The sequence below is a fragment of the Pseudonocardia sp. Ae331_Ps2 genome (genome assembly GCF_001932405.1).
GTDB lineage: Bacteria > Actinomycetota > Actinomycetes > Mycobacteriales > Pseudonocardiaceae > Pseudonocardia.
In genome coordinates this window covers 5498025-5523213 of sequence record NZ_MCIM01000001.1, presented here as the reverse complement: position 1 = coordinate 5523213, position 25189 = coordinate 5498025, and the positions used below count along the sequence as shown (strand labels likewise).

22 protein-coding genes and 1 pseudogene are annotated in these 25189 nt (G+C 72.5%); 3 read left to right on the top strand and 20 right to left on the bottom strand.

Annotation, left to right across the window (positions count from 1 at the left end; all coding sequences use genetic code 11):
- Nucleotides 1-1530: a CoA-acylating methylmalonate-semialdehyde dehydrogenase gene (locus Ae331Ps2_RS25805; RefSeq protein WP_075305937.1), complete on the top strand. Its 1530-nt coding sequence runs from the start codon at nucleotides 1-3 to the stop codon at nucleotides 1528-1530.
- A gap of 618 nt (nucleotides 1531-2148) precedes the next feature.
- Here the strand turns inward: Ae331Ps2_RS25805 and Ae331Ps2_RS25800 are convergent.
- The 4 genes from Ae331Ps2_RS25800 to Ae331Ps2_RS25785 all read right to left on the bottom strand — a co-directional run bounded on the left by Ae331Ps2_RS25800 (nucleotide 2149) and on the right by Ae331Ps2_RS25785 (nucleotide 7367).
- A complete protein-coding gene (locus Ae331Ps2_RS25800; RefSeq protein ID WP_075305939.1) occupies nucleotides 2149-3123 on the bottom strand; it encodes a PDR/VanB family oxidoreductase in 975 nt (324 codons plus the stop codon).
- A complete protein-coding gene (locus Ae331Ps2_RS25795) occupies nucleotides 3123-4271 on the bottom strand; it encodes an aromatic ring-hydroxylating dioxygenase subunit alpha (RefSeq protein WP_083695991.1) in 1149 nt (382 codons plus the stop codon). Before Ae331Ps2_RS25795 ends, Ae331Ps2_RS25800 begins: the two co-directional genes overlap by 1 nt.
- A 78-nt stretch (nucleotides 4272-4349) precedes the next feature.
- Complete coding sequence (locus Ae331Ps2_RS25790; RefSeq protein WP_075305943.1) at nucleotides 4350-5564, bottom strand: cytochrome P450; 1215 nt, start codon at nucleotides 5562-5564, stop codon at nucleotides 4350-4352.
- A gap of 978 nt (nucleotides 5565-6542) precedes the next feature.
- Nucleotides 6543-7367: an alpha/beta fold hydrolase gene (locus Ae331Ps2_RS25785; protein ID WP_075305945.1), complete on the bottom strand. Its 825-nt coding sequence runs from the start codon at nucleotides 7365-7367 to the stop codon at nucleotides 6543-6545.
- A gap of 295 nt (nucleotides 7368-7662) precedes the next feature.
- Here Ae331Ps2_RS25785 and Ae331Ps2_RS25780 point away from each other — a divergent pair, with 295 nt between their 5' ends.
- On the top strand, nucleotides 7663-8622 hold the full coding sequence (locus Ae331Ps2_RS25780; RefSeq protein WP_075305947.1) for a nitronate monooxygenase family protein: 960 nt from the start codon (nucleotides 7663-7665) through the stop codon (nucleotides 8620-8622).
- Here the strand turns inward: Ae331Ps2_RS25780 and Ae331Ps2_RS25775 are convergent.
- Nucleotides 8543-9787, bottom strand: coding sequence for a cation:proton antiporter (locus Ae331Ps2_RS25775; RefSeq protein WP_075305949.1), 1245 nt, complete (start codon nucleotides 9785-9787; stop codon nucleotides 8543-8545). The two genes, Ae331Ps2_RS25780 and Ae331Ps2_RS25775, sit on opposite strands and share 80 nt — an antisense overlap.
- Before the next feature lie 100 nt (nucleotides 9788-9887).
- Nucleotides 9888-10730 (bottom strand): annotated as a pseudogene (locus Ae331Ps2_RS30685) (DMT family transporter); the annotation flags it as partial.
- A 104-nt stretch (nucleotides 10731-10834) separates the two neighbouring features.
- Here Ae331Ps2_RS30685 and Ae331Ps2_RS25760 point away from each other — a divergent pair.
- Nucleotides 10835-11707: a LysR family transcriptional regulator gene (locus tag Ae331Ps2_RS25760; protein WP_075305951.1), complete on the top strand. Its 873-nt coding sequence runs from the start codon at nucleotides 10835-10837 to the stop codon at nucleotides 11705-11707.
- A 4-nt stretch (nucleotides 11708-11711) separates the two neighbouring features.
- Here Ae331Ps2_RS25760 and Ae331Ps2_RS25755 read toward each other — a convergent pair whose 3' ends face one another.
- The 14 genes from Ae331Ps2_RS25755 to Ae331Ps2_RS25690 form a co-directional block, all read right to left on the bottom strand.
- Nucleotides 11712-12560 (bottom strand): alpha/beta fold hydrolase, encoded by an 849-nt coding sequence (locus tag Ae331Ps2_RS25755; RefSeq protein ID WP_075305953.1) that lies wholly within the window; start codon nucleotides 12558-12560, stop codon nucleotides 11712-11714.
- On the bottom strand, nucleotides 12557-13357 hold the full coding sequence (locus tag Ae331Ps2_RS25750) for an alpha/beta fold hydrolase (protein ID WP_075305955.1): 801 nt from the start codon (nucleotides 13355-13357) through the stop codon (nucleotides 12557-12559). Before Ae331Ps2_RS25750 ends, Ae331Ps2_RS25755 begins: the two co-directional genes overlap by 4 nt.
- A gap of 14 nt (nucleotides 13358-13371) precedes the next feature.
- Nucleotides 13372-14982, bottom strand: a complete 1611-nt coding sequence (locus Ae331Ps2_RS25745; RefSeq protein WP_075305957.1) for an AMP-binding protein — start codon at nucleotides 14980-14982, stop codon at nucleotides 13372-13374.
- Between the two features lie 2 nt (nucleotides 14983-14984).
- Nucleotides 14985-15641 carry an iron-containing redox enzyme family protein gene (locus Ae331Ps2_RS25740; RefSeq protein WP_075305959.1) on the bottom strand — a complete coding sequence of 219 codons (657 nt, stop codon included), beginning with the start codon at nucleotides 15639-15641 and terminating at the stop codon, nucleotides 14985-14987.
- A 3-nt stretch (nucleotides 15642-15644) separates the two neighbouring features.
- Nucleotides 15645-16361 (bottom strand): hypothetical protein, encoded by a 717-nt coding sequence (locus Ae331Ps2_RS25735; RefSeq protein WP_075305961.1) that lies wholly within the window; start codon nucleotides 16359-16361, stop codon nucleotides 15645-15647.
- Entirely contained in the window at nucleotides 16358-16975 is a 618-nt protein-coding gene (locus Ae331Ps2_RS25730) for a carboxymuconolactone decarboxylase family protein (protein ID WP_075305963.1), read from the bottom strand. Before Ae331Ps2_RS25730 ends, Ae331Ps2_RS25735 begins: the two co-directional genes overlap by 4 nt.
- Nucleotides 16972-18558, bottom strand: a complete 1587-nt coding sequence (locus Ae331Ps2_RS25725; protein ID WP_075333278.1) for an NAD(P)/FAD-dependent oxidoreductase — start codon at nucleotides 18556-18558, stop codon at nucleotides 16972-16974. Before Ae331Ps2_RS25725 ends, Ae331Ps2_RS25730 begins: the two co-directional genes overlap by 4 nt.
- Before the next feature lie 33 nt (nucleotides 18559-18591).
- Nucleotides 18592-19269, bottom strand: coding sequence for a GNAT family N-acyltransferase (locus Ae331Ps2_RS25720; protein ID WP_075305965.1), 678 nt, complete (start codon nucleotides 19267-19269; stop codon nucleotides 18592-18594).
- A 117-nt stretch (nucleotides 19270-19386) separates the two neighbouring features.
- Nucleotides 19387-19770: a hypothetical protein gene (locus Ae331Ps2_RS25715; RefSeq protein ID WP_075305966.1), complete on the bottom strand. Its 384-nt coding sequence runs from the start codon at nucleotides 19768-19770 to the stop codon at nucleotides 19387-19389.
- Complete coding sequence (locus Ae331Ps2_RS25710; protein WP_075305967.1) at nucleotides 19749-20198, bottom strand: helix-turn-helix domain-containing protein; 450 nt, start codon at nucleotides 20196-20198, stop codon at nucleotides 19749-19751. Before Ae331Ps2_RS25710 ends, Ae331Ps2_RS25715 begins: the two co-directional genes overlap by 22 nt.
- 1 nt (nucleotide 20199) lies before the next feature.
- Nucleotides 20200-21543 (bottom strand): amidohydrolase family protein, encoded by a 1344-nt coding sequence (locus Ae331Ps2_RS25705; protein ID WP_075305969.1) that lies wholly within the window; start codon nucleotides 21541-21543, stop codon nucleotides 20200-20202.
- Nucleotides 21540-23075, bottom strand: a complete 1536-nt coding sequence (locus Ae331Ps2_RS25700; RefSeq protein WP_075305971.1) for an ABC transporter ATP-binding protein — start codon at nucleotides 23073-23075, stop codon at nucleotides 21540-21542. Before Ae331Ps2_RS25700 ends, Ae331Ps2_RS25705 begins: the two co-directional genes overlap by 4 nt.
- Nucleotides 23072-24184: a BMP family ABC transporter substrate-binding protein gene (locus tag Ae331Ps2_RS25695; RefSeq protein ID WP_075305973.1), complete on the bottom strand. Its 1113-nt coding sequence runs from the start codon at nucleotides 24182-24184 to the stop codon at nucleotides 23072-23074. The genes Ae331Ps2_RS25700 and Ae331Ps2_RS25695 overlap by 4 nt, the downstream gene beginning before the upstream one ends.
- Nucleotides 24153-25187, bottom strand: coding sequence for an ABC transporter permease (locus tag Ae331Ps2_RS25690; RefSeq protein WP_075305975.1), 1035 nt, complete (start codon nucleotides 25185-25187; stop codon nucleotides 24153-24155). Before Ae331Ps2_RS25690 ends, Ae331Ps2_RS25695 begins: the two co-directional genes overlap by 32 nt.
- Between the last annotated feature and the right edge of the window lie 2 nt (nucleotides 25188-25189).

Below are 25189 nucleotides of genomic sequence, written 5' to 3'. Positions count from 1 at the left end.
ATGACGTCGACGGGCACGATCGACACCACCACGACCCTCTTCCACTGGGCCGACGGTCAGAAGGTCTACGGGGAGTCGGGCCGGTTCTCCGACGTCACCAACCCCGCGACCGGTGCGGTGACCGCGTCCCTGCCGCTGGCGTCGGAGCAGGAGGCGGCCGAGGTGATCGCCGCCGCGAAGGCCGCGTTCCCCGGCTGGCGGGACACCTCCCTGGCCCGACGGACCCGGATCCTGTTCGCGTTCCGGCAGCTGCTCGACGAGCGCGCCGGGGAGCTGGCGGCGATCATCACCGCCGAGCACGGCAAGGTCCTCTCCGACGCCGCCGGGGAGGTCGCTCGGGGCCAGGAGGTCGTGGAGTTCGCCTGCGGGGCACCGCACCTGCTGAAGGGGTCGGCCACGCAGAACGCCTCGACCGGGGTGGACGTGGCCTCGATCCGGCAGCCGCTGGGCGTCGTGGGCATCGTCTCGCCGTTCAACTTCCCGGCCATGGTGCCGATGTGGTTCTTCCCGATCGCGATCGCCGCGGGCAACACCGTGGTGCTCAAGCCCTCGGAGAAGGTGCCCAGCGCGGCGCTGTGGATCGCTGAACTGTGGAAGGAGGCCGGGCTGCCCGACGGCGTGTTCAACGTCCTCAACGGCGACAAGACCGCAGTCGACGCCCTGCTGACCAGTCCGGACGTGAAGTCGATCTCGTTCGTGGGGTCGACCCCGATCGCGCGCTACGTGTACGAGACCGGCACCGCGCACGGCAAGCGGGTCCAGGCCCTGGGCGGGGCGAAGAACCACATGGTGGTCCTTCCCGACGCCGACCTCGACCTGGCCGCCGACCAGGCGATCAACGCCGGGTTCGGCTCGGCGGGTGAGCGCTGCATGGCGATCTCCGCACTGGTCGCGGTCGGCGACATCGCCGACGAGCTGGTCGCCAAGATCAAGGTCCGAGCGGTCGCCCTGCGGACCGGCGACGGGACCCGGGGCTGCGACATGGGACCGCTGGTGACCAGAGCGGCGCAGGAACGGGTGTCGGGCTACATCGACGCCGGACAGGCCGAGGGCGCGACCGTGGTGGTCGACGGGCGGGCGGGCTCCTACGACGCCGAAGGTGCGGGGTTCTTCGTCGGGCCGACCCTGTTCGACGACGTGACGCCCGACATGTCGATCTACACCGACGAGATCTTCGGCCCCGTGCTGTCGGTGGTGCGGGTCGACACCTTCGACGAGGCCGTCGAGCTGGTCAACGCGAACCCGTACGGCAACGGCACTGCGATCTTCACCCACGACGGCGGCGCGGCACGGCGGTTCCAGACCGAGATCGAGGTCGGGATGGTCGGGGTGAACGTGCCGGTGCCGGTCCCGATGGCCTACTACTCCTTCGGCGGCTGGAAGAGCTCGCTGTTCGGCGACACCCACGCCCACGGCACCGACGGCTTTCACTTCTTCACCCGCGGCAAGGTCGTCACCACCCGCTGGCTCGACCCGGCCGCGCGGGAACAGCACGCCGGCATCAACCTCGGTTTCCCCCAGAACGCCTGACCGTCGCCGAGCAGGGTGGCTCACGGCCTGCTCGTGGTGGCGACGCGCCGGTCAGCGCGCACGGGTGGCCATCCAGCGGAGATCGGAGGCGGTCGGCATCCCGGGCCGGCACAGTGCCTCGTGCAGCGCGTTCGTCGCGTCCAGGAGTAGGGCGACCATGTAGCCCCCCCGTGCACGGATCTCGGCGAGCGACTGGCGGAGGCGGCCAGGATCGGGAACCGCGGCGACGGGCGGGTCTTCACACGTTCGCGCGAGGTATGCGTCGACGAACGGGTCGGGCTGGTGCGCGAGCAGCGCCAGCCCGACCCCGTCGACGTGCCTCGGCTGCCGGCTACCGATTCGTGCGGCGCGGACCAGGCGAGCGGGCCAATGCCGAGTTGAGGAACTGGCGAGTCCTGAGGAGGATCCGCTCCAGTGAACACCGCGCACAACCTCATGGCGCAGTTCAGATCCTCATCATCGCCAGTACATGACCAGGTTGGCAAACGCTCGGTTCGACCCGCGGCAGGGGTCGGCCCGCCGGTCGGGCTGGACAGTCGCAGCCGCGCGCCGGAGAGGGCGACGCGCTCCGCGAGCCCGATCAGCCCGGTCACAGCGGTCGAGGTCGGCGTCGACGCGTCAGGGAAGCTCGACGGTGATCTCGCCGTCGGCGACCCTCGACACACAGAGGCAGATGTCGCGGCCAGCGGACTTCTGCCGCGGGCTGAGGAACACATCCCGGTGGTCGATGGCTCCTGATCCCACGGCGAGAACCGGGACGACGCACAGCCCGCACTCGCCCCGCAGACAGTCGGACATCACCTCGGCGCCTGCTGCCTCCAGAGCCTGCACGGCCGTGCTCCCCGGTGACACCTCGACATCGAGGCCCAGCCGTGGGACACGGACGATGAACGGTGTGGTCGGCAGGTTGCCGCTGTTCCCGAACGTCTCGAAGCGCAGGCGGGCGGGTGGGCGGCCGCTGGTGCTCCACGCGTGCTGGACGGCGGCGAGCATGCCCGAGGGGCCACAGACGTAGAGCTCGGTGTCGGGGCTGACGCCGTCGACGAGCGCAGCAACGTCCAGCGGTCCGTCCTCGTCGTCCACCACGGTCCGCAGCCTGGCGGCATGGTCGGCCTCGAGGTCGGGGAGGAACGCCATCGACGCGCGGGACCGCCCCGCGTAGACCAGTTCGTAGTCGGCGCCCCACGCCGCCAGCGCGTGCGCCATGCTGAGCAGGGGAGTGATACCGATGCCGCCGGCGAGCAACAGGTACCGCTCCCGGCCGGGAGTAAGTTCGAAGTCCTGGACGGGCTGCGACACCGTCACCGTGTCGCCCGCCTCCAGCGTGTGCATGAACGCGGAGCCACCCCTGCTGCGCGGATCGAGACGTACCGCGATCCCGCAGCCACCGGACTGCCTGCCGTGCTCGACCACCGAGTAGGAGCGGACGAGCTGCCCCCCGTCCCTCGTCGGGACGAGCACGTCGACGTGTGAGCCGGGCGGGGCGGGGCGGCTCCGGGGAATGTCCAGCAGGATGTGCCGGACGCCATCGGCCACCGTCGTCGAGGAGGCGACGACCGCGCGCTCCCACCGCGGGGCCACACGGTGTGCCATCAGCTCGTCCCGTCGGAGCGGGCGCCCACCAGCTCCGCCTCGGCCTCAACGAGCCGGCCGATCATGCGTCGGACCCACATGCTGCCGGCGTCGATGTTGAGGTTGTAGAAGTCGTAGCCGGGGTGGGCGTCGACGGCGACCTGCTGGGCGTTGAGCATCACCTCGTCCTCCCCGAAGATCCGGTGGACCGCTGCCCGATGGGCACGGGTGAGAACGACGTCGTCGAGGGCGTGGTTGCGCATCCGGAACCAGAAGTAGTGCGCGGTCCGGTCCGTCTCCGGGGTGACGGTGTTGAGCACGTAACCGCGCACGCCCTGGTCGTAGTTCCCGTCCGGGGCGCCGGAGCCGGCCTTCGCCACCCCCACGTCGATCGTGATGGTCGACGGTGCCTGCCACCGGATGACCTGCCATCGGTCGACGGGGCCGTCGTAGTCGGGAAAGCGCAGTCGCATCTCCTCCGCCCAGGCGGGGGGAGGCGTGATCCCCAGCATCCACCGGGTGACGGTGACGCTGTCGTCGGTGTGGCTCACGGTGAACGGTGTCTCGGCGACGGCGGCGTTCCCGATGCTGGAGCCATGGATGAAGCTCTCGTGGGTGAGGTCCATGAGGTTGTCCAGGATCAGTCGGTAGTCGCACTCCATTGCGAGCAGTTCGCCGTCGCCGGCCCAGCGAGGGTCGTCCGCCCAGTGGAGGTCCGGGACCGTGCCGGGATCTGCCAGCGCCGGATCACCGAGCCAGACCCAGATGAGCCGGTCCCGCTCCACCACCGGGAACGAGGTCACGGACGCGCTGGGGTTGATCGTCTCCTGGGAGGGCATGAAGGTGCATCGACCGCGCGGGTCGTAGGCGATGCCGTGGTATCCGCAGACGAGGTCGTCACCGCGCAGGGAGCCGAGCGACAGCGGGACCAGCCGATGCCAGCAGGCGTCCGCCAGGGCGACCGGCGCGCCCGCTTCGGTGCGGTAGAGGACGACCGGGCGTCCCCCCATCGTGCGTGACAGCGGGGTCCGATCCACTTCGCGACCCATGGCCGCGGCATACCAGGCGTTCGAGGGAACACTGTCTCCTCCTTCGTCGTCGGACGAGATGACTGCGGGCCGAGGCAGGCTGGACGCAGCTGTTCGTGAGGCTCCCGATGCCTTCGACATCGGTTCCCACCACCTGCGAGGAGGATCGGCAGCGGTGAACGCGTCGACGACGGAGCCGCTGTGCGCGCGACCTCGGCGTCAGGTGGTCGTGGCCGCGTCCAGCCGGAGGTAGCCCCGCAGGATGTCGTCGGGCTTGCGTTCCCGCGTGCCGCCCGGGATGAGCCGCAGATCGGGGAACTCCGACGTGAGGAGCTCGCCGGCGACCGCGGCCTCCAGTCGGGCGAGGGGAGCGCCGATACAGAAGTGTGGGCCCACCCCGAGCGACAGATGCTGGTTGTCCGGACGGTCGAGGTCGAACTCGTCGGGCCGGGAGAACCGGCGTTCATCGTGGTTGGCCGAGGCCAGGACGATCCGGACGAGGTCCCCGGCCGGGAGTGTCCGGCCCGCGATCTCGGCATCCCCGGCGAGCCTCCTCAGGGTGGACACGATCGGTGCCTCGAGCCGCAGGGTCTCCTCCACCCACGCCGGGACCAGCCCGGAATCGGCTCGAACCCGGTCCGCGACCTCGGGGTGCGAGTCGAGTACGACCGCCATGTGGCAGAGCAGGTTGGTGGTCGTCTCGTTGCCCGCGACGAGGAAATGGAGGAGGTTGCCCCGGACCTCCTCGGGGGTCATGCCTCCGGACTCCCGGTCCCGGGAGACGAGGAGCGAGATGAAGTCGTCCTGCGGCGCCGCCCGCCGTTGGTCGATGAGCTCGTCGAGCAACGCGGCCAGCCCGGACACCTCGACGAGCATGCCGAACCGCTCGGGGTCGGACAGACGCGGTTCGAAGATGAGCGCGAGCCGATCGGCCAGCACACGGACGGTCTCGCGATCGGACACGGGGATTCCGATGTAGTCGGCGATGACCAGGCTCGGCAGCAGGTTCGCGAAGTCGTGCGCCCAGTCGAAGTCGCCCTTCTCCCGGCACATGGTGAGCAGTTCGCGGCAGATGCGTTCCACCGCGTCCCTGCCGGAACGGATCTTGCGAGGGGAGAACGTGAGGCCGGAGAGCCGACGCATCCGCGTGTGGTCGCCTCCGTCCTTCATCATCATGATCTGCGAGAAGCTCTCGATGACGTAGGCCTGCCGGTCGTCCGCCGGGTCGTGCCGACTCGTCGGGGCGTCCCAGAACGTGTTGCGGGTGAAGAGCTTCGGGCTGCGAAGACAGAGGTTCGCGTCCTCGTAGCGGGTCACCAGCCAGCTGTTCATGGGTTCGTAGAACATGACCGGCGTCCGGTCACGTACCTGCCGGTAGAGCGGGTACGGATCGTCGTGAAACTCCTCGTTGCGCTGGTCCAGCACCATCGTCATCGCTCGTCCTCCCATGGTGTTCCGCAGCAGAGGGTCGGGCAGACGTGTGGGGTCAGCGACCCGTTGGCCCGGGGTCGTCGGCCCGGCGGACGGGCAGATGCTCGGGGACGTCCCGCTCGTAGCTGGTGATCAGGTCCTCGGGATCGAAGGTCGTCCTGCTGGGCGGTGCCCGCGAAACCCACGGTGGCCACACGGCGGGTCTGGTGGGCGAGGCCGATGTCGACTCGGAAGGACACCGCGACTCCTCTCTCCGGCGCTGGAGGGTGGTCCGGACGACCCGAGGGGGCTGATCCGCCGTGCCCCTGTGTCCTGGCCGCAGCTATCTTGACTCCCATTCAAGAGAAGTGCAAGGGGTTGCGGGGGCAAGGTGCGGTCATGCGCAGCAGGTGGCGCCGGGTCTCGTCGTCGATCCCGTCGAGCTGGCAGATGCCCGCCTCGAGGCCGTGGGACCACAAAGAGTTGCTGCATGCCGTGGCTGGCCTCGGGCGGGGAGGCTCACCGAGCGTGTTGGCGGGGAGGGCCGTGGGTCTCGCGTCAGTGCCCGCTGGAGGTGGGTGACCGCGCGGCGGACCTCGATCGGTGGGGGACGGTTGTTGGGCAGCTCGACTCAGGCCGCGGTCAGGACGTGCACCACCGCCGAGCGCGGGCAGCTCGGCAGCTCGTGCAGCGTGCCCGTGAGCTCGGCGGCCTGCTGATAGCCGCGCATCTGGTCTTCCAGCAGCCCATCGCGCGCCACCGGTGCCGGACCGCGCTGGTCCGCTCGCTCGGCCGGCGGCCGCGGCGGTGGGTGATGGTCGCGCGGGTGACCTCGACGCTGCGGCGCCACCTCGACGCCCGTCCCGCTGAGAGCGGTCTGAGACCGGCTCCCTGCCGGGTCCGGATCCCGCCCCACGGGTGGCGGCGCACAGTCGCCGGAGCCGACCGCCGGAGCCGGCCACGTGGTGCCGGCTCCGGCTTACGGTCCTCCGGTCTGCTGACTCAGGAACGGATGAAGTCCAGGAGGTCTGCGTTGATCGTGGCAGCCTCGGTGGTGGGCATGCCGTGGGGGAAACCGGAGTAGGTCTTGAGGGTGCCGTGGGGCAGGAGCTCGGCCGACAGCGGGCCGGAGTCGGCGTAGGGGACGATCTGGTCGTCGTCGCCGTGCATGACCAGAGTGGGCACGGTGATCTTCTTGAGGTCGTCGGTGAAGTCGGTCTGGGAGAAGGCGACGATGCCCTCGTAGTGAGCCTTGGCGCCGCCCATCATGCCCTGCCGCCACCAGTTCTGGATGAGCGCTTCCGACGGCTCGACGCCGGGCCGGTTGAAGCCGTAGAACGGTCCGGCCGGCAGGGACCGGTAGAACTCCGAGCGGTTGGCCGCAAGCTGGGCCTGCAGGTCGTCGAACACGCTGCGGGGCAGGCCGCCCGGGTTCGCCTCGGTCTGCACCATCAGCGGCGGAACCGCCGAGATGATCGCCGCTTTCGCGACCCGGGACTCGCCGTGGCGGGCGAGGTAGCGGACGACCTCACCACCTCCGGTGGAGTGCCCGACGTGCACAGCGTCGTGCAGGTCCAGCTGTGAGGTCAGTGCGGCCAGGTCGTCGGCGTAGTGATCCATGTCGTGGCCGTCACTGACCTGGGCGGAACGGCCGTGGCCGCGCCGGTCGTGGGCGATGACCCGGTAGCCGTGCTGGAGGAAGAACAGCATCTGGGCGTCCCAGTCGTCGGCCGAGAGCGGCCAGCCGTGGCTGAAGACGATGGGCTGACCGGTGCCCCAGTCCTTGTAGAAGATCTCCGTACCGTCGTTCGTGGTGAGCGTGGGCATCGGGGTGTCTCCGTTCGTAGATGGGGGGTCTCCCCGCCGGGGTCGCCGGGGCTTCGGTCACCCCGCGTTCGACAACGCGAATATTGCAGAAGCCGTCGGCGAGCAGGGCCCGTCAGATGACTGGATTCGTGACGGTCGCCCGACGGCCTGATGCGGAGCGCCGCAACGGAAGTAGGGGCGCGGTCTCCGCGATGAGGCCGGCCCGCACGAGCTGCCTGCGCTCGGCGGCGTGCCCCGACCACCGTGCCCGCCGCCCCGCTGGACGAGGTCCACGCGGTCGGGGACGATCACCGCGATGAGCCGCCCGTCGTTCGTGCAGCGTCTGGGCCTGGCTGCGCCGATCGTGCAGGCCCCGATCGGGAGTGCCTGCACACCGGAGCTGGTGGCGGCGGTGGGCGAGGCGGGCGGCCTGGGTGTGCTGGCCGGGTCCTGGCTGTCCGCCGCGCAGCTGGTGCGGGCGATCGCACGAGTACGTGAGCTGTCGGACCGGCCGTTCGGGGTCAACCTCGTGCTGGCCCAGGCGCCCGCCGACCACGTGCGGATCTGCGTCGCCGAGGGGGTCCCCGTGCTGTCGACCTCGTGGGGAGACCCCGCGCCGGTCGCGGCGGCGCTGTGCGGCAGCGGGATGGTCCACGTGCACATGGTCGGGGCGGTCGAGGACGCCGTCCGGGCCGCCGCGGCCGGCGTCGACGCCGTCGTCGCGCAGGGGTGGGAGGCGGGCGGGCACGTCCTGGGGACGGTCTCCACGCTGGCCCTGGTGCCCGCGGTGGTCGACGCGGTGGACGTGCCGGTCCTCGCCGCCGGCGGGATCGCCGACGCCCGCGGGGTGGCCGCGGTGTCGGCCCTCGGCGCGGACGCGGCGTGGGTCGGGACGCGGTTCCTGGCGGCCCGCGAGGCGGACGTCCACCCCGAGTACCGCGCGCGGCTCGCCGCCGCGGGCCCGTCGGACACGGTGCTCGGTGAGGTGTTCACCGGTGGCTGGCCCGATGCGCCGCACCGCGCACTGCGCAACAGCAGCACCGCCCGCACCGACCTGTCGCCGGAGGTCGTCGCCGTCGACGCCGGCGGACGCCCGGTCCGGCGCTACGACGACGTGATCCCCACGGCCGGGGTCCGTGGTGAGATCGAGGCGCTCGCGCACTATGCGGGCCAGGGCGTCGGTCTCGTCCCCGGGGTCAGCCCGGCCGCGGCGATCGTGGCCGCGCTCCGGCCGGCGCCGGCGCGGCCCGACGACCGGGGCCGCGGATCATCCTGAGCAGCGGTGCCGTCATGAACGTCGTCACGACGGCGACGAGGACCAGGACGGTGAACACGGTCGGGCCGATCAGCCCGAGGTCCAGCCCGACGGTCAGCACCACGATCTCGGTGACGCCCCGCGCGTTCATCAGCACGCCGAGCGTCGCGGCGTCCCGCCGCTCGTCGCCGAGCAGGCGCGCGGTCAGGCCGACCCCACCGATCTTGCCCACGACGGCCACGACCAGCACGGCCACGAACACGAGCGCGTCGAGCGGGGTCAGCGTGTCCACGCGGGTCGAGAGCCCGACCACGACGAAGAAGACCGGGAGCAGGACGGCGGTGACGGCCGGGTCGAGCCGGGCGCGCACGTGCTCCCGCCAGAGATCGGACCTCGGCATCGCCACACCGGCGAGGAAGGCCCCGAAGATGGCGTGGATCCCCACCTGCTCGGCCGCCCACGCCGAGAGGAGGGCGACGACGACCGGGACCCACAGCGGCGGCGTCCCCCAGCGCGCCAGCAGCGGCCGGACCCCCGACAGCAGCACCAGCACGAGCACGACGGCGCCGCCGGCCGTCAGCAGGAAGGGCCCGACGCCGTCGGCCTCGGTCACCGTCGCCGCCACGGCCACGAGCACCCAGGCCACGACGTCGTTGGCGGCGGCCGCGACCAGCGCCGTGGCTCCGATCCGGGTGCCCGTCAAGCCGGTCTCCCGCAGCAGCCGGGCCAGCACGGGCAGCGCGGTCACCGAGACCGCGGCCCCGACGAACAGCACGAACGCGACCAGCGGCGAGCCCTCGCCGTATGCCGGGTACAGCCCGATGGCCAGCGCGCCGGCGAGGACCAGCGGGACGACGACGGACGCGGCGGCGACACCGCCCACCCGGACCGGTTCGAGCCGATCGCCACCCGGGGCGGTCTCCATGCCGACGAGCAGCAGGAACAGGACCAGACCGAGCTGGGCGACGACGCGCAGTGCCCCGATGACCGGCTCGGGGAACAGCTGCGCGACGACCTCCGGCAGTACGAGGCCCAGCGCGCTCGGGCCCAGCGCGATCCCGGCGAGCAGCTCGCCCACCACCCGGGGTTGGCCGATCCGTCCGACGAGCCAACCGGCGACGTTGCAGGCCAGCAGCACGATCCCGATGGCGAGCAGGGTCCGGACCGCGACCTCGCTCGCCGTCACGCGGCGGCCCCCCGGGGCAGCGGGGCCGCGGGCTGGAGCGGGTGACGAGGATGCCCAGCACGATCAGGACCCCGCCCACCAGGGTGTTCCAGCCGAACGGCTCGCCGAGCAGCACCACCCCGATGACGGTGGACCAGATGGGGGTCACGTAGGTGACGGTCGAGGCGATCGTCGCTCCGGCGGCTCGGATGACCTGCAGGTTGAGCAGGAAGGCGTAGCCCGTCCCGAGCGCTCCGAGGACGACCAGCCCGATCGAGGCGACGGGCCCCGGCAGCGTGGGAGCCGTCCCGGTGACCGCCGCGACCAGCGCCAGCTCGACGGTCGCCGCCCCGATCTGAGCGGCGGAGAGCGCGACCGCCGACTCCGTCCGGCCGGAGAAGAACCGGCGGGTGTAGGCGAACCCGGCGCCGTAGCAGGCCGTCGCGGCGAGACAGGCCAGCGTGCCGGTGAGCGTGCCGCCCGCCAGCCCCCGCCACACCGCCAGCAGGCACAGCACCCCGACGAAGCCGAGCAGCAGTCCCTGCACCCGGCGCAGCGTCATCCGCTCGCCCCGCACGAGGGCCAGCACGAAGACCAGCGTCATCAGCGGGGTGGTCGCGTTGATCACCCCGGCGAGCAGGGAGCTGACGTGTTGCTCGCCGAACGCGAAGAGCGCGAACGGCGCCGCATTGAGCAGTGCCGCCACCACCGCGGCGTGACCCCACGTCGACCGGGACCGGGGCAGCCGCTCGCGGCGCAGGGCACACACCGCCAGCAACGCCAACGCGCCGAACAGGCACCTCCACAGCGCCACCCAGATCGGCGCGACGCCGTCGTCCACGGCCAGCTTGATCAGCGCGAAGCTGGATCCCCAGATCGCGGAGAGCAGGATGAAGCCCGGCAGCCAGCGGGTCACCGCCCGGGTCCCGTCGGGTCGCTCGGTCGTCCGGTCCGTGGTGCTCATGGGTGTCTCGTCCTTCCCCGTTCGCGAGAGGTCTGGCGTGGAGTCTCGCGATCGGGTAAGCATGAGTCCAACAAGTGATGATCAGTCTGTCATGAGGATCGTTCATGTCCGTCGCTCTTCCCCAGCTGCGTGCCCTGGTCGCCGTCGTCGACACGGGCGGCTTCGGCGCGGCCGCGCATCGGCTCGGCGTCAGCCAGTCGGCCGTGTCGCACGCCATCGCCGCCCTGGAGCGGGCGGCCGGCCGCCCGGTCGTGGCGCGTGGTGTCCCGATCACCCCGACACTGCTCGGCCGCAGACTGGTGGAGCACGCCAGGATCGCGGTCGCGGAGGCGGCGGCCGCGGAGGAGCTGCTCCGGGATCCCGCCGAGAACCCGTCCGGTGCGGTCACCCTCGCCGCGCCGCCGACCGCGTGCCACGCCGTGCTCCCCGGCCTGCTCGCGGGATGGTCGGCCGAGTACCCGGAGCTGCGCATCGTGCTGCTGGAGGGCGAGGACGACGAGGTCGTCGGCTGGCTGGAGGACGGCACGGTGGACCTCGCGATCGTGGTGGACCCGGACTTCGGGACGACCGAGGCGCTGCCGGTCGCGGCCGACGGGTTCCAGGTCGTGCTGCGTACCGACCACCCCCTGGCGGGGGAGCGGTCCGTGGACGTGGCGGACCTGGCGGACGATCCGCTGCTGCTGTCCACCGGGGGGTGCGAGCGGCAGATCCGCGAGCTGTACCGGCAGGCGGGCTGCGCGTTCACCCCCACCCACCGCGTCCGCCAGCTGAGCACCCTGTTCTCCATGGTGCGGGCCGGGATCGGGGTCTCGCTCGTGCCCGGCCTCGCCGCGGGGATGGAGGGTGCGGGCCTCGTGCTGGTGCCCGTGGCCCAGCACCTGCGCCGCGAGCTCGTGCTCACCGGCCCCGCCCGCAGGCCGTGGCGTCCGGGAATGGCGCAGATGATCGACGCCGTCCGCGCCCGGCGGGCCGCCTGAGCCCTCACAGCTGCTCGATCAGCGCCCGGACCGCGTCGCGGACCTCGTCGGGGCGTTCCTCCTGGGGGAAGTCCCCGCACCCGGGCAGCTCGACGAGCCGGGCGTGCGGCAGCAGCTCGGCGAACCGTCGGCCCGTCGACGGCGGGACCAGCCGATCGGCGGCGCCGAAGACCAGCGTCGTCGGCAGCGTCGCGCCGCGCAGCGGACCGGCCAGCACGTCGAAGTCCTCGCCGTAGCTCAGCCGCACGCCGAGGCCGAACCGCGCCATCGGCGCGCCCCGCCCGCGGAGCTGTCGGTGGTAGTGGGCCACGGCCGTGGGCTCCGGGACGAAACCGGGCCCGTGCGTCGCCGCCCACCGGGCGGCGAACGGCCCGTACGGGAACGCCCGGGCCAGCAGCGGCCCCAGCAGCGGAGCGCCGAGAGCGCGGAAGAGCCCCAGGTTCGCCGCCCCCTCACCGAGGGCTCCGGCCGCCATCACCACCATCCCCGCGAGCCGGCCGGGATGGCGGGCCGCCGCCCACGCTGTCAGCGAGCCGCCCATCTGACTGCCCACCAGCACCGGGTCCCGCAGCTCCAGCGCGTCCAGCAGCCCGACGAGCAGGTCGGCGGCGGAGTCCGCGGTCCAGTCGGTCCGACCGGGCACGGGCGAGCCCCCGCAGGCGGGCAGGTCGACGAGCACGGTCCGGTACCGCTCGGCCAGGCCGGGGGCCACGTGCCGCCAGGTCGTCGAGTCGGTGAGGAAACCGTGGACCAGGACGACCGGCCGCCCGCCGGGCGGGCCCGACTCGGTGACGTGCAGGGTGGCCCCGTCGAGCTCCACCAGCCGCCCGCCGGCCTGGTCGGCGGCCGTCACGACCGCCCGCCGAAGGCCTCGACGAGCAGGGCGTTGAACGCCTCGGGTGCCTCGACCGGAGGCAGGTGCGCGGCGGCCAGCAGCTCACGGCGCGATCCCGGCACGAGGTCGGCGAGCCGCTCGGTGAGCACCGGCGGGAACAGGATGTCCTCCCGGCCGCCGACGACGAGCGTCGGCACGCCCGTCAGCCCGGCGAGCAACGTCGTCCCGTCGTGCTCGAGTGCGCCGCCGTAGATGCTGCGCAGGCTCGCGGCGTCGTACTGGTCGAACATCGCCCGCCGCAGGGCGCGCTCGCGGCGGCGCAGGGTCTCGGCGCCCGCCTCGGAGAACAGGAAGGCCTTCAGCACCTCCCAGAACCCGCCGACGTCGTCCCGCTCGAGGAACCCGTTGAGCATTCCGAGCAGCAGCCGCGTCGGCCCGTGTGACGCGCCGAACGTGGCGACCAGCCCGAGGCCGCTGAGGCGCTCGGCGTGCTTGGCCGCGACGTGCTGCGCGACCAGCCCGCCGTGCGAGAGGCCCACCACCGTGGCGGCGGGCACGCCCAGCGCGTCCAGGACCCGGGCCAGGTCGTCCGCATGGGCGGCGTTGTCCGGGAACCCGGTGGTCGACGGGGAGTCGCCGAAGCCGCGCATGTCGTAGGTGATCACGGTGAAGTGCTCGCGCAGCGTCGGAACCTGGCGCATCCAGCTCCCGGACAAGGTGGTGAGCAGCACCAGCGGCGGTCCCGCACCCACCGTCCGGCAGCGGATGCCGCCGCCGGGCACCGCGATGGTGTCCACCGTGGACCCGTCCGCCATCCCTGCTCCTCTCGTCATCGGACGGCGACCCACGTGGCGGCCCGTCCGTGGATCTCGTCGATCGCGTGCCTGCGGGGTTTGGTCGTCTCGGTCAGGCAGCCCTCCTCCACCGTCGGCATGCGGTCGACCACGGCGTAGCTGCGGACCCGTTCCCAGCCCGGCACCGCCGCGTTGACGGCGGCGAGGAGCTCGCCGACCGGCGGCCGCGCGGGGTCCGGGTGCGGGAAGAAGAGCAGGGCGCCCAGCCGCCCGTCCGGCCGCAGCCCGACCTGGCAGAGCCCCGCGCCGGTCGCCGCCGCCACGGCCTCCTCGATCGGCCGGACGAACACCTTCTCGCCGCTGCCGAGCGCGACGAAGTCCCGGGTCCGGCCGAGCACGGTGAGCAGGCCCCGCCCGTCGAACGACCCGGCGTCGGCGGTGGGCTCGTAGCGCTCGGGGTCCCACGACCGCCGTTCGACCCGACCGTCGACGAGCCGGCCGTAGAGGAAGGGGGTGGGTGTCCGGACGAGGATCTCCCGCGTCGTGACGTCGAGCCGGACCCGGCCCCAGGGGATCGGGCGCCCGACCGTGCCCGGCTCGCGGGTCTCGGGGGTGTTGAGCCCGATCATGCCCAGCTCGGTGGTCCCGTAGACCTCGTAGAGCGGGATCCCGGCGTCGAGCAGCTCGGCCATCAGGGCGGGCGGTGTCGGCGCGCTCCCGACGAACACCGAACGCACCGAGTCCCCGAGCATCGCCGCGACCGCGGCGGCGGGTGCCGGGGTGCCGGCCGCGGCGGCCCGGGCGCGGAGGTGCTCGAGCACCCGGGGGACGGTGACGTGCAGCGTCGGGTGGTGCCGCGCGGTGTCCGCGACGAACCGCGCGGGGTCCGACAGCACGAAGTCCAGACCCGTTCGCAGGCCCCAGTAGAGCATCATCCGCTGCGGCAGGTGGGACAGCGGCAGGTAGAGCAGGAGCCGGTCCCGGTCGTCGATGCCGTAGATCTCGGCGAACCGGTCCATCGTGAACAGCAGCGGGTCGGCGTGCACCGCGAACAGCTTCGGTTCCGACAGCGTGCCACTCGTCGAGACGACGGTGAACGGTCCGGTCCGGCGGTGGGCGGGGCGGAACCCCTCGTGCGCCCCCGCGGCCACGATGTCGCCGACCGCGACCGCCCCCGCGCCGTCGCCGGACCCCGGCGGACCGAGGAACAGCACCGTCAGGCCCGCCTCCGCGAACGCCGGGACCGCCTCCCGGCGGTCGGTGAGCACCAGCGCGCACCGGCTCTCGACGGCGGCCGACACGGCCCGCGGCACGGGCGCGGTCGAGTACAGCGCGACGGACAGCGCACCGACGATCGTGCAGGCCAGGTCGGCGAGCACCCACTCGATGCCGGTGCCGCCGTGGATCGCGACACGGCTCCCCGGACCGACCCCCGCGGCGCGCAGCGTCTCGGCGAGCACTCCGGCGTCGGCTCGGCACCGGGCGAAGGTGGCCTCCTGCGGCCCGGACGGACCGTGGAAGAACAGCCGGGGGCCCGTCCGGTCCGCCATGCCGTCGACGATCTCGGCGAGGGGGCACGGCGGCTCGGGCCCGAGTACCGCCGGGGCGGTGCCCGGGTCGGAGGTGACGTCGGTGTCGGTGGTCATGGCTACGCCGTGGTCATGGCGTCGGTGAACAGCTGTCCGTAGGCGCGCAGCGTGTACGACCAGGCCGTGACCATCAGCTGGTACCGCTCCGGGGTCGTCGCGGCCCGGTCGAAGGCCTTGCGGACCAGCTCGATGTGCTCCTGGTCCTCCTCGGAGTGCACCTTGAGGAAGTTCAGCGCGGTCCGCGCGAACGGGTAGCCCGCCATCGCCTCGGTGACCTTGGGTCCGAGCGAGGCGCCGAGCCCCTCCGTCGCCGCCGCGAACCCGATGAGCGCCGCCGGGTCCTTCATCGACACCAGCCAGTGGTTCTGGCCGACCATCGTCCAGGTCCCGAGCCCGGGCAGCCCGGACAGGTAGGTGTCGGTGTCGTAGCCCAGCCTGCGCAGGTCCTGCACGCACAGCCGGTCGTGGTGGCGCTCCTCGATCGCGAGGTTGAGGAACCAGTCCTGCAGCCATCCCTCGGCGGCGCGGGAGGCGGCGGCGGAGAGGAAGTACGGGGTCTGCTGGACGAGGTGGTAGGTCTCGCGCAGGTAGGCCGCGTACACCCCCTCGGTCAGCTCGCCGCGCAGGATCAGGTCGATGAAGGGATGCTCGACGACGTCGGACCTCAGCACGTCCGAGGTCTCGGCCAGCGCCTTCTCGTAGTTGCCGGTGGTCATGTCTCAGCTCTCCAGGATTCCGATCTTGCCCATCACGTCGTCGAACCGTAGGCGGGTGCGGTCGATGTAGTCGGCCGAGACGAACCCGGCGTCGATGGCCCAGCCGATCGACTGCTTCAGCCGGCCCTCCAGGTAGCCCTCGAGGTGCTCGCGGTACCACTTGCAGTGCTCCACGGCCCGCTTCTGCGCCTCCGGGTTCTCCGCCAGCACCCGCTGGGCGACGGTGATGCCGAAGGCGACGTGGCGCCGTTCCTCGCGTTCGATCCGGTCGAACTGGTGGAAGTAGCGCGATCCGCTGCGGCCGAGCTGGTAGAGCTCCTCCATCGCGAGGACGCCCTCGGCGTAGAGGTTGAGTCCGATCAGGACCTCGACCTCGTCGTCGCTGTAGAACAGCTTCGCGAACCGCTCGCCGATGTCGTCGATGCGGTACGGCTCGTGGTCGAAGCCGTGCCACGGCTGGCCGAGGATCTCGACGCCCTCCCGGAACAGCCGGGCGTGCACGACCTCGTCCGCCGCGTGTTTGATCAGGTAGTTCTTCTCCTGCAGGCTGTTGCGACGCGGCAGCCACCGGGCACAGAGATCGATGATCTCCAGCTCGGAGTAGTAGAAGTTGACGTAGACGGTGAGGATCAGGTCCCAGGCGTCCCGCCCGTAGGTGTCGATGATCTCCTGCTTGAGGGTCGTCGACGAGTCGGATGCCGTGGTCGTGTCGAGAGTCATCGGGTGTCCTCCTGGGCAGTGGACTGCGGGGTGGGCGGGCTGGACCCGAACACGTCCTCGACCCCGATCTCGAGGGCCTTGAGGAACCGGCTCGTGAGGTTGTACATGCCGACGGCCAGCACGATGTTGACGATCTCGGCTTCGGAGAACCGGGCCCGCAGCCGCGCCCGCAGGTCCTCGGTGACGCCGTCGGGATCGCGGGTCAGGGCGTCCGCCACCTCCAGGACGAGTGCCTCGCCGTCGTCGAAGACCTCGGCGACCGCGATCGCGTCCCCGATCGCCCCGATCTGCATCTCGCCGATGCCCGCCCGCCGGGCGGAGGCGCTCATGTGGGCGATGCAGTAGGTGCACTCCTGGGTCGTCGCGGTGCCCAACGCGGCCAGCGCCCGCAGGCGGGGACCGATCGTCGGCGAGCGGTAGACCTCGGCCCACAGCGGGACGAAGGCGGACGTCAGGTCCGGACAGTGGGCGAGGGCGCGCAGGATGTTGGGGACGAAGCCGTACTCGGCGCGGACCGCCTCGAACAGCGGGGCCAGGCCCTCGGGGAGGTCCGCGTCCGGCAGCAGCCCCACCATCGGGCCGGTCCCGGTGCCGGCCTCGGTGCCGGTGCTCACGAGACCGGCACCAGCAGGCCGTAGCTGACCGCCTCGTGGACCAGGCTCTGGGCCTGTTCGCGGGCCTGGCCGCCGTCGGCGACGAGCCGCTCGACGAGGTCGAGGCTGTTGGTCCTGCCGTCGGCGAGGTCCAGCAGCGACTCCAGAGCGGCGGTGTAGGGGACGGTCACACCCGACGGCCCCGCGATCGCCTGCGCGGCCCGCAGGTGGGCCCCGTCGACCGCGAGGTCCGAGGAGATCGTGACCTCGTCGGACCGGCGCACCGGCTGGGTGGGATCGACGCCGATGCCCGTGGACTTGCCGTCGAAGATGTTCTCGATGGTGCTGCGCAGCTGGTCGGGCACGTCGAGCTGCTCCAGGTAGCGGCTGTACCAGGACCGGTGCGCGAAGGCTCCCGCGATGAGCGAGACGAAGGCCTTCTCCGGGTCGATGTCCGGCACGTCGAACTGGCTGCGGGCGTGCCAGAAGTAGGACTCCTTGCTCCCGCCGTGGCCGCCGTAGAGGAAGTAGACCTGCGCCCGCAGCCGGGCGAACTCCTTGCGGTAGGCCTGCTCGTAGAACCCCAGGACCTCCTCCCGCGGCAGCTCGGGCTTGTCCAGCGCGGTGTTGACCGTCACCGCCGCGAGGAAGCCGCTGAGCATCGCGAGATGGACGCCGGTGGAGAACAGCGGGTCGATGAAGCAGGCGGCGTCACCGACCGCGATGTAACCGTCCCCGCTGAACCGGTCGTAGATGTAGGACCAGTCCCGCGCCACGTGGATCTCGTCGGCGCGCTCGGCGCCCGCGAGCCGGGCGGCCAGCTCGGGGGTCCGGGCGAGGCACTGGGCGTAGTAGGCCTCCATGCCCTCCTCGCGGTGGCGGGCCAGCACCCCGGAGTCGACGACCATGCCCACGCTGGTGATCCCGTCGCGGAGCGGGATGAACCACCACCAGCCGTCGTCGAAGGTGGGCAGGAAGGTGTTCCCGGCGTCGAGGCCGGGCGGGCGCTCGGCGTCCTTCCAGTACGTCCACACCGCGAGGTTCTTCAGGTACGGGTCCCACTGCTGTTCGTGCAGGCGCCTGGTCACCGTGCCGCCCTGGCCCGAGGCGTCGACGATCCAGCGGGCCCGGGCCCGGGTCACGACGCCGTCCGGGCCCCGGAAGTCCACCGTGCCGCCCTGGCCGTCCAGGGCGAAGTCGACGACCTTGTGCTGCTCGCGGACCTCCACCCCGTGCTCCGCCGCGTTGTCCAGCAGCATCTTGTCGAAGGGGCCGCGTTCCACCTGGTAGCCGTAGTCGTACGGCATGGCGAGGGCGTCCTTGAAGTACACCGTCCAGGGTTCGCGGTTCTCGCCCCAGACCCACTCCACGCCGTGCTTCTTGATGTAGCCCTCGTCCTCGAGCCGGTCCAGCACGCCGATCCGCTGCAGCAGGTCCGCGGTTCCGGACAGCAATGACTCGCCGATGTGGTAACGCGGGAAGGAAGCGGCTTCGAGAGTGAGGACGGACTTTCCGAAATCGGCCAGGAGAGTCGCCGCCATCGCACCTCCCGGGCCCCCACCAATCACAATCACGTCGTACTCGAGAAGATGTCCGTCAGCCATGGGTCAGCTCGTTTCCGGTAGGAGTGGAAGCGGTCAGGCGGCGTAGACGTCGACGACCTCGTCGTAGCCCATCAGGTAGCGGTAGAACGGGGCGTCGGACCGGAAGGACCGCGAGAAGAGCTCGCCGACCTGCAGCAGCAGCGCCACCGAGCGGTCGGGTTCGTCCAGCTCGGTGTCGACGAACTCGAGGCCGGTCTCGGTGAACCCCATCGACAGCAGCGTGCGCATCGGCGTGGTGGGGGTGTTCAGGAACAGGTCCGCCACGATGTGGCTCACCCCCTGCTGGATGCAGTGGTGCAGGCAGCCCTTGACCAGCGCGGCGAGCACTCCGAACGGCATCTCCGGGTAGCGCCGCCTGCGGAACTCCGGAAGCACCATGAGCCGCTGGACCTCGACGAGCCTGCGGTCGCCGTCGCCGCGCAGCTTCTCGATCCCGACGAACTGCTCGACCGGCAGCCGCTCGGGGGAGTCCGCCACCACCCGCATGGTGCCCACGGGCTCGCCGGCCGCCCTGGCGAGGAGATAGGTCGAGTGCGGGTGGTAGCGGTCGTCGATCAGGGCCGGTGCGTCCGCGGCCAGCCAGCCGCACTCGGTGCCGTAGACCGCCCGCCAGAGCAGGTCGACGTCGCGCAGTTCCTCCTCGGTCCGGGCGAACCCGACGCGGAACGGGGAATCAGTCGCAATGCACCGTTCCCTGAATTGCAGATCCATCGCCGGCCCCCTGTTGTAGGTGTCCTGTACGGGCCTTCACGCTAACGATCCCGAGGTGCTCCGGTCAATAATCTCAACCGTGTTATTCGCGGGCCCTGAGAAAGGATTTCTGCGACGCTATGCGATCAGTTCTTCGTCGCAGAAATCCCTTTTCGGTACGGCGCTTCCGGCGAGCAGCAGAACCGCGCGCAGGCGCTCCCAGCCGACCTCGCGGGCGGGCCGGTGCAGGCACACGTCGGGCCGACCCGACCACCGGGCCCGGGTGGCGGGCGAGCGGCGCAGCTCGGCCTGCCCGCGTGGGTCCGCGACCACGTGCACGACCGTCCGCCCGGTGCCGCCGGTGCGGCCCCTCGGGTCCAGGACCCGGCGGAGCAGATCGTGCACCGAGTCCGTCTCGACCGGTCGTGGAGGTGCGCCGCCCGCCCCCGCGGACAGGACGACGGCCTCGCCCGCCCGCCCCGAGCACCTGCCGAGCACGGTCAGCGACCGCGCCTCCAGCACGGGTACGACGGCGAGGCCGAAGGCCCCGGAACGAAGGGGACGATCCCGTGCTCGTGCCAGGTCCGGGCGACGGTGGCGCCGCTGATGCCGAGCCGGGACGCGACCCCGCGGCAGGTCCATCGTCTGCCGACCGCGGGGGGCTCCAGCAGCGTCGTGCGCACCACGGCGTCGGCGTCGACGGTCCGCGGCCGCCCGGGCCGGGACGAGTCCCGGAGTCCGGCCGGCCCCTCGGCGAGGTACCTGTTCCGCCACGTCGCCACCGTGGGTCTGCTGGTGCCCAGCCGCTCGGCGACCGCCGTCACCGAGAGACCCTCGGCGCTGAGCAGCACGATCCGGGCGCGCAGCGCCGTCGGGGACGAGCCCTCCGCCAGCCGGAGCAGCTGCGCGCGGTCCGGCGCGGTGAGGGTCAGCGCGCGGCCACCGCTCATCTCACGCCGTCCCGGCGCGCGTCTGGGCGGCGGCGAGCAGCGTCTCGGCGTCCGCGTCCCGGGCCTCGTAGGCGCCCGCGGGATCCATCGAGAGCAGGGAGCGGTCGCGCATCAGCCAGCGGCCGTCGACCATCGAGTCCACCACCGCGTGGCCGCTGCCGCCGTAGACCAGCGCGGACTCCAGGGACTGCATGCAGGCCGGCCCGCGGTGCAGGGCTGCGGTCGCGACCGTGACGAGGTCGGCCGGGGCGCCCGCGGTCAGGGTGCCCGCCCCGCCGCCGGTCCCGAGGGCGCGGTGCCCGGCGACCGTCGCCATCTCGAGCAGGGTCCGCGCGGGCAGCGCGTCCGGGACCCGGCTGACGAACGAGGCCAACCGCCCCATGGCCCGCATCTCCGCGAACATGTCGTAGCTCCCGTTGTTGCAGACGTTGTCGGTGCCCAACGCGACCGTCACCCCGTGTTCGAGTGCCCGTCGAGCAGGTGGCGGGGCGGCGCCGCTGGCCATGCACACGTTCGGCGCGAGGACCAGCGCGACGTCGGTGCCGGCGAGGAGCGGGAGGTCCTCGGGCAGCACCGTGCAGCCGTGCGCCAGCAGCAACCGTCGTTCGAGCAGGCCGAGCTCGGCCATCCGGCGCAGCGCCGTCGTGCCGTGGTGCTCGAGGCACCACGCGTCCTCCTCCCCGCTGGTCGCGAAGTGCGCGTGCAGTCCGGTGTCGTGCGCGTCGGCGAGCGCCATCTCGGCGACGATCGCCTCCTCGGTGTTGTCGACGAAGAAGGCGTGCGGACCGACCCAGCCGCGGACCAGCGTTCCCGCGCCCGCGGTGGAGTCGAGGAACTCGGCACAGGCCTGCAGCTCGCGCGCGCGGGCCGCATCGTCCCCGAGCTCGACGATCCCGTAGGCCACCGCGGCACGCAGGCCGCTGCGGACGACGGTCGGCACGATCTCCTCGGCGAACAGGTACTGGTCGGCGAACGCCGTGGTGCCCGAGGCGATCATCTCGGAGCACGAGACGGCCACGGCGGCGGGCAGCGCGGTCGGCCGCAGACCGGCCTCCAGGGACCGGACGCTGGCCAACCAGCCCTGCTTGGTCAGCAGCGACCAGCCCTGTGCCACCCCCTTCATCAGCGACATCGGCGTGTGGGTGTGGGCGTTGACCAGGCCCGGCATCAGGATCCGGCCGTCCAGCCGGACGGTGTCGGCCCCGGTCGGTGGCCCCGCGGTCCCGACGGGGTCGACGCCGGTGATCGTGCCGCCGTCGAGCCGGACCACCCCGGGGCTCAGCACCCGGTCGGGCAGCAGGACGTGGTCGGCGACGAGGGTCGTCCTCCCCGCCGCCGTCGTCACGGCCGCCCCCCGGCCTCGGCGCCCGCCATCAGCCCGCCGACCCGCTCGCGGTCCACCTCGGCCCGCGGGTACGGGCCGAGCAGCCGCCCGTCGTACAGGACGGCCACCCGGTCGGAGAGGTCGAGCACCTCGTCGAGCTCCGTCGAGACGAGCAGGGTGGCCAGGCCGCGGTCGCGTTCGGCGCGCAACGCCCGGTGCACGAACTCGATGCTCCCGACGTCCAGCCCGCGGGTGGGTTGGTTCGCCACGAGGAGGGCGGGGTCCCCGGAGAGCTCGCGGCCGATCACGATCTTCTGCAGGTTGCCGCCGGACAGCGTGGCGACGGGACCGCGGGGCGGCACCCCGCGCACGTCGAAGCGGGTGACGACGTCTCGCGCGGCCCGGTCGACGGCCGTCCTGCGCAGGACCCCGTGCCGGGACAGGGGCGGCCGCCGGAAGGCCGTGGAGATCACGTTCTCGGCCAGGTCGGCTCCCCGGTTGAGCCCGGCGGTCATCCGGTCCTCGGGGATGTGCGCCACGCCGGCCCGTCGGGCCGCGCGGACCGAGGCGTCGCAGAGCCGGGTGCCGCCGACCTCGATGACGCCCTGGTCGACCGCGCGGATGCCGGTGACGGCGTGGACGAGGTCGTTCTGGCCGTTGCCGCTCACCCCGGCGACGCCGACGATCTCGCCCGACCGCACGGTCAGGTCGACCCCGCGGAGCCCGACGTCGCCGGACGCGTCGGCACGGCACCCGACACCCCGCAGTTCGAGCACGACGGTGCCCGCGTGCTCCGTCCGCCGCGCCGGGACCGGGGCGATCTCCCGGCCGATCATCATCCGGGTGACGGTGCGGCGGTCCGCCGCGGCGCGGTCCAGGGTCCCGACCAGCCTGCCGCGGCGCATCACCGCGATGCGGTCGGCCACGGCGAAGACCTCCGGCAGCTTGTGGCTGATGAACAGCACGGCGCGCCCGGTGGCGGCGAGCCGCCGGATCACCCCGGCGAGGTCGCGGGCCTCGGCGGGGGTGAGCATCGCCGTGGGCTCGTCCAGGATCACGACCCGCGCGTCGGCGGCGAGGGTCCGCAGGATCTCCACCCGCTGCTGCAGCCCGATCGGCAGACCGCCGACCTGCCGCCGGGGGTCGACCGGCATGCCGAGCTCGGCGGCCAGCCGCGCGACCTCGCGGTCGGCCGCCCGGCGGTCGACCAGGCCCCGCCTGCGCGGCTCGCGCCCGAGCAGCACGTTCTCGGCCACGGTGAACGAGGGCACCAGCGCGAAGTGCTGCTGGACCATGCCGATGCCGAGCGCGATGGCGTCCTGGGGCGTGCGGATCACCGCCTCGCGGCCCGTCACGAGCACGCGGCCGGAGTCGGGCCGATGCAGGCCGAACACCATGCTGGTGAGGGTGGTCTTCCCCGTGCCGTTCTCACCGACCAGCGCGAGCACCTCGCCGGCCCGCAGGTCGAGGGACACGTCGTCGACCGCCAGCACCCCGCTGGAGGCGAAGTACTTGGTCAGCCCCTCCACTCGCAGCAGCGGCGCGGCCGTCACGCCGCCACCCCGAGGGACCTGCACTGCGGCGTGGTCGGCGCTCCGAGGGCGTCGCACACCGCGATCGAGCCGTCGAGGATGCGCGCCTTGTAGTCCGCGACGGCGGCCCGGACCTGCGGGAGCTTCGCCGTCAGGTCGGCGGGGCCGGTGCGGGCGAACGTGGTCGAGCCGTCGTCCCAGGACAGGCCGGTCGCTCCCTGGGCGAGCCCGACCGCGGTGAACCCGGACCGGAACGTTCCGTTCTTCGCGGCCTCGATCAGCAGCTCGGTCGTGCGGTCGACCCGCTTGAGCACCGAGGTGATGACCGTGCCGGGCGCGTCGTCGTCCTGGTTGCCGTCCACCCCGATCGCGAAGGTGCCGGTCTCCTGCGCTGCCTGGATCACACCGGTGCCGGACAGGCCGGCGACACCGTAGACGATGTCGGCGCCGCGCTGGATCTGGTCGAGCGCGGCCTCCTTGCCCAGGGCCGGGTCGGAGAACCGCCCGCCGAGGTAGGAGTTGACGACGGTGCAGCCGGGGCAGGCGGCGAGCACGCCCTGTTTGTAGCCGTAGAAGAACTGGTTGAGGCCGGGGGCGTCGATGCCCAGCACCGCGCCGACCGTCCGCGTCCGGGTCAGGCTGCCTGCGACGACTCCGGCGAGGAAGCTGCCCTCGTGCACGTTGACCGTGTAGGCCGCGACGTTGGCGGGCAGCTCGTCCATGTTGACGTCGCTGGGGGCGCCGAACCGCTGGTCGGGGTTGTCGTCGGCGACCGCGCGCAGCGAGTCGGGGTCCAGCCCGAGCGCCAGGACGAGATCGGGGCGCGCGGTGACGGCGCTGCGCAGCGCGGACTCCTGCCGGGAGGTCGACTCGGCCTCGATGACCTGCCCGGTGACCCCCATCGACTGCTCCGCGGCGTCGAGCCCGCGGACGGCGGCGTCGATGTAGGAGTTGTCGCCCTGGGCTCCCGGCGTGATCAGGGAGACGGTGAAGGCGTCCGGGTCGGCCTGCTCGGACCCACCGCCACCCGACGGGGAACCGCACCCGGCGAGCAGCACCAGTGCGGCGGTGAGCGAGCCGGTCAGGGCGACGCCCCTCCTACGGTTCGCTGACGGTGTCGTGCGGGGCATCGCGTCCTCCGGTGGTGGTGGGGGTGGGAGTCGTGGGGCCCGGGCCCGGGCCCGGGCCCGGGCCCGGGTCCGTGCGGGTGCGGTTGCGGCTGCGGTGGAACAACGCCCGGATCCGGTCGCGCCGCCCGGCGTGCAGACCGACCGCCACCAGCGCCACCAGCGCGGCGACCTGGGGGAGGAACTGCACGAGGTTGGGCGGGACGGAGGTGGAGGTCTGCAGCCGGACGGACACCGCGTCGGCGAGACCGAAGAGGAAGGCCGCGGGGAGCAGCCCGCGCGCGCTGTTGAGCGCCAACAACGCGGCGGTCACGGCGATCCAGCCGCGCCCGTCGGTCATGTTGCGGGTGAACAGCCCGAGGTTGCCGACCGAGAGGAACGCCCCCGCGATCCCGCAGAGCGCGCCGGCCACGCACAGCGTCACGAGCTGAACCCGGTGGACCGGAATGCCGGCGCCCGACGCGGCGGCGGGGGACTCCCCGGTGGCGAGCAGGTGTCTGCCCGGCCGGGTCCGGAAGAGCAGGGCATAGCCGAGCACCGCCGCCCAGGACAGGTAGACCAGGCCGTTGTAGCCGGAGAGCAGCCCACCGAGGACGGGGATGTCGGCGACCACCGGGATCCGGATCGGGGGCAGTGGGCTGACATCGGGCCGCCAGCCGCCGGCGTCGCCGAGGAACGCCCTGGTCGCGAACACGGTCGCCTGCAGGGCCAGCAGGTTGAACCCGATCGCGAACACCACGAGGTCCCCGCCGACCCGGTCCAGCGCGGAGAGCGCCGCGCCGATCATCGCCCCGACGAGTGCGGCCGCGACGACCCCGACCGGACCGCTGCCGCTGCCCGCCGCCACCAGCAGCCCGGCGAAGCAGCCGGTCAGCATCGTCCCCTCGACGGCGAGGTTGAGCAGCCCGACGCGGTTGCACAGCGCCGACGCGACGGCGGCCAGCAGGATCGGAGTGCTCAGTCGCACCGCGCTGGCCACGAGGTCCACCGTGAAGAAGCCGTCCACCG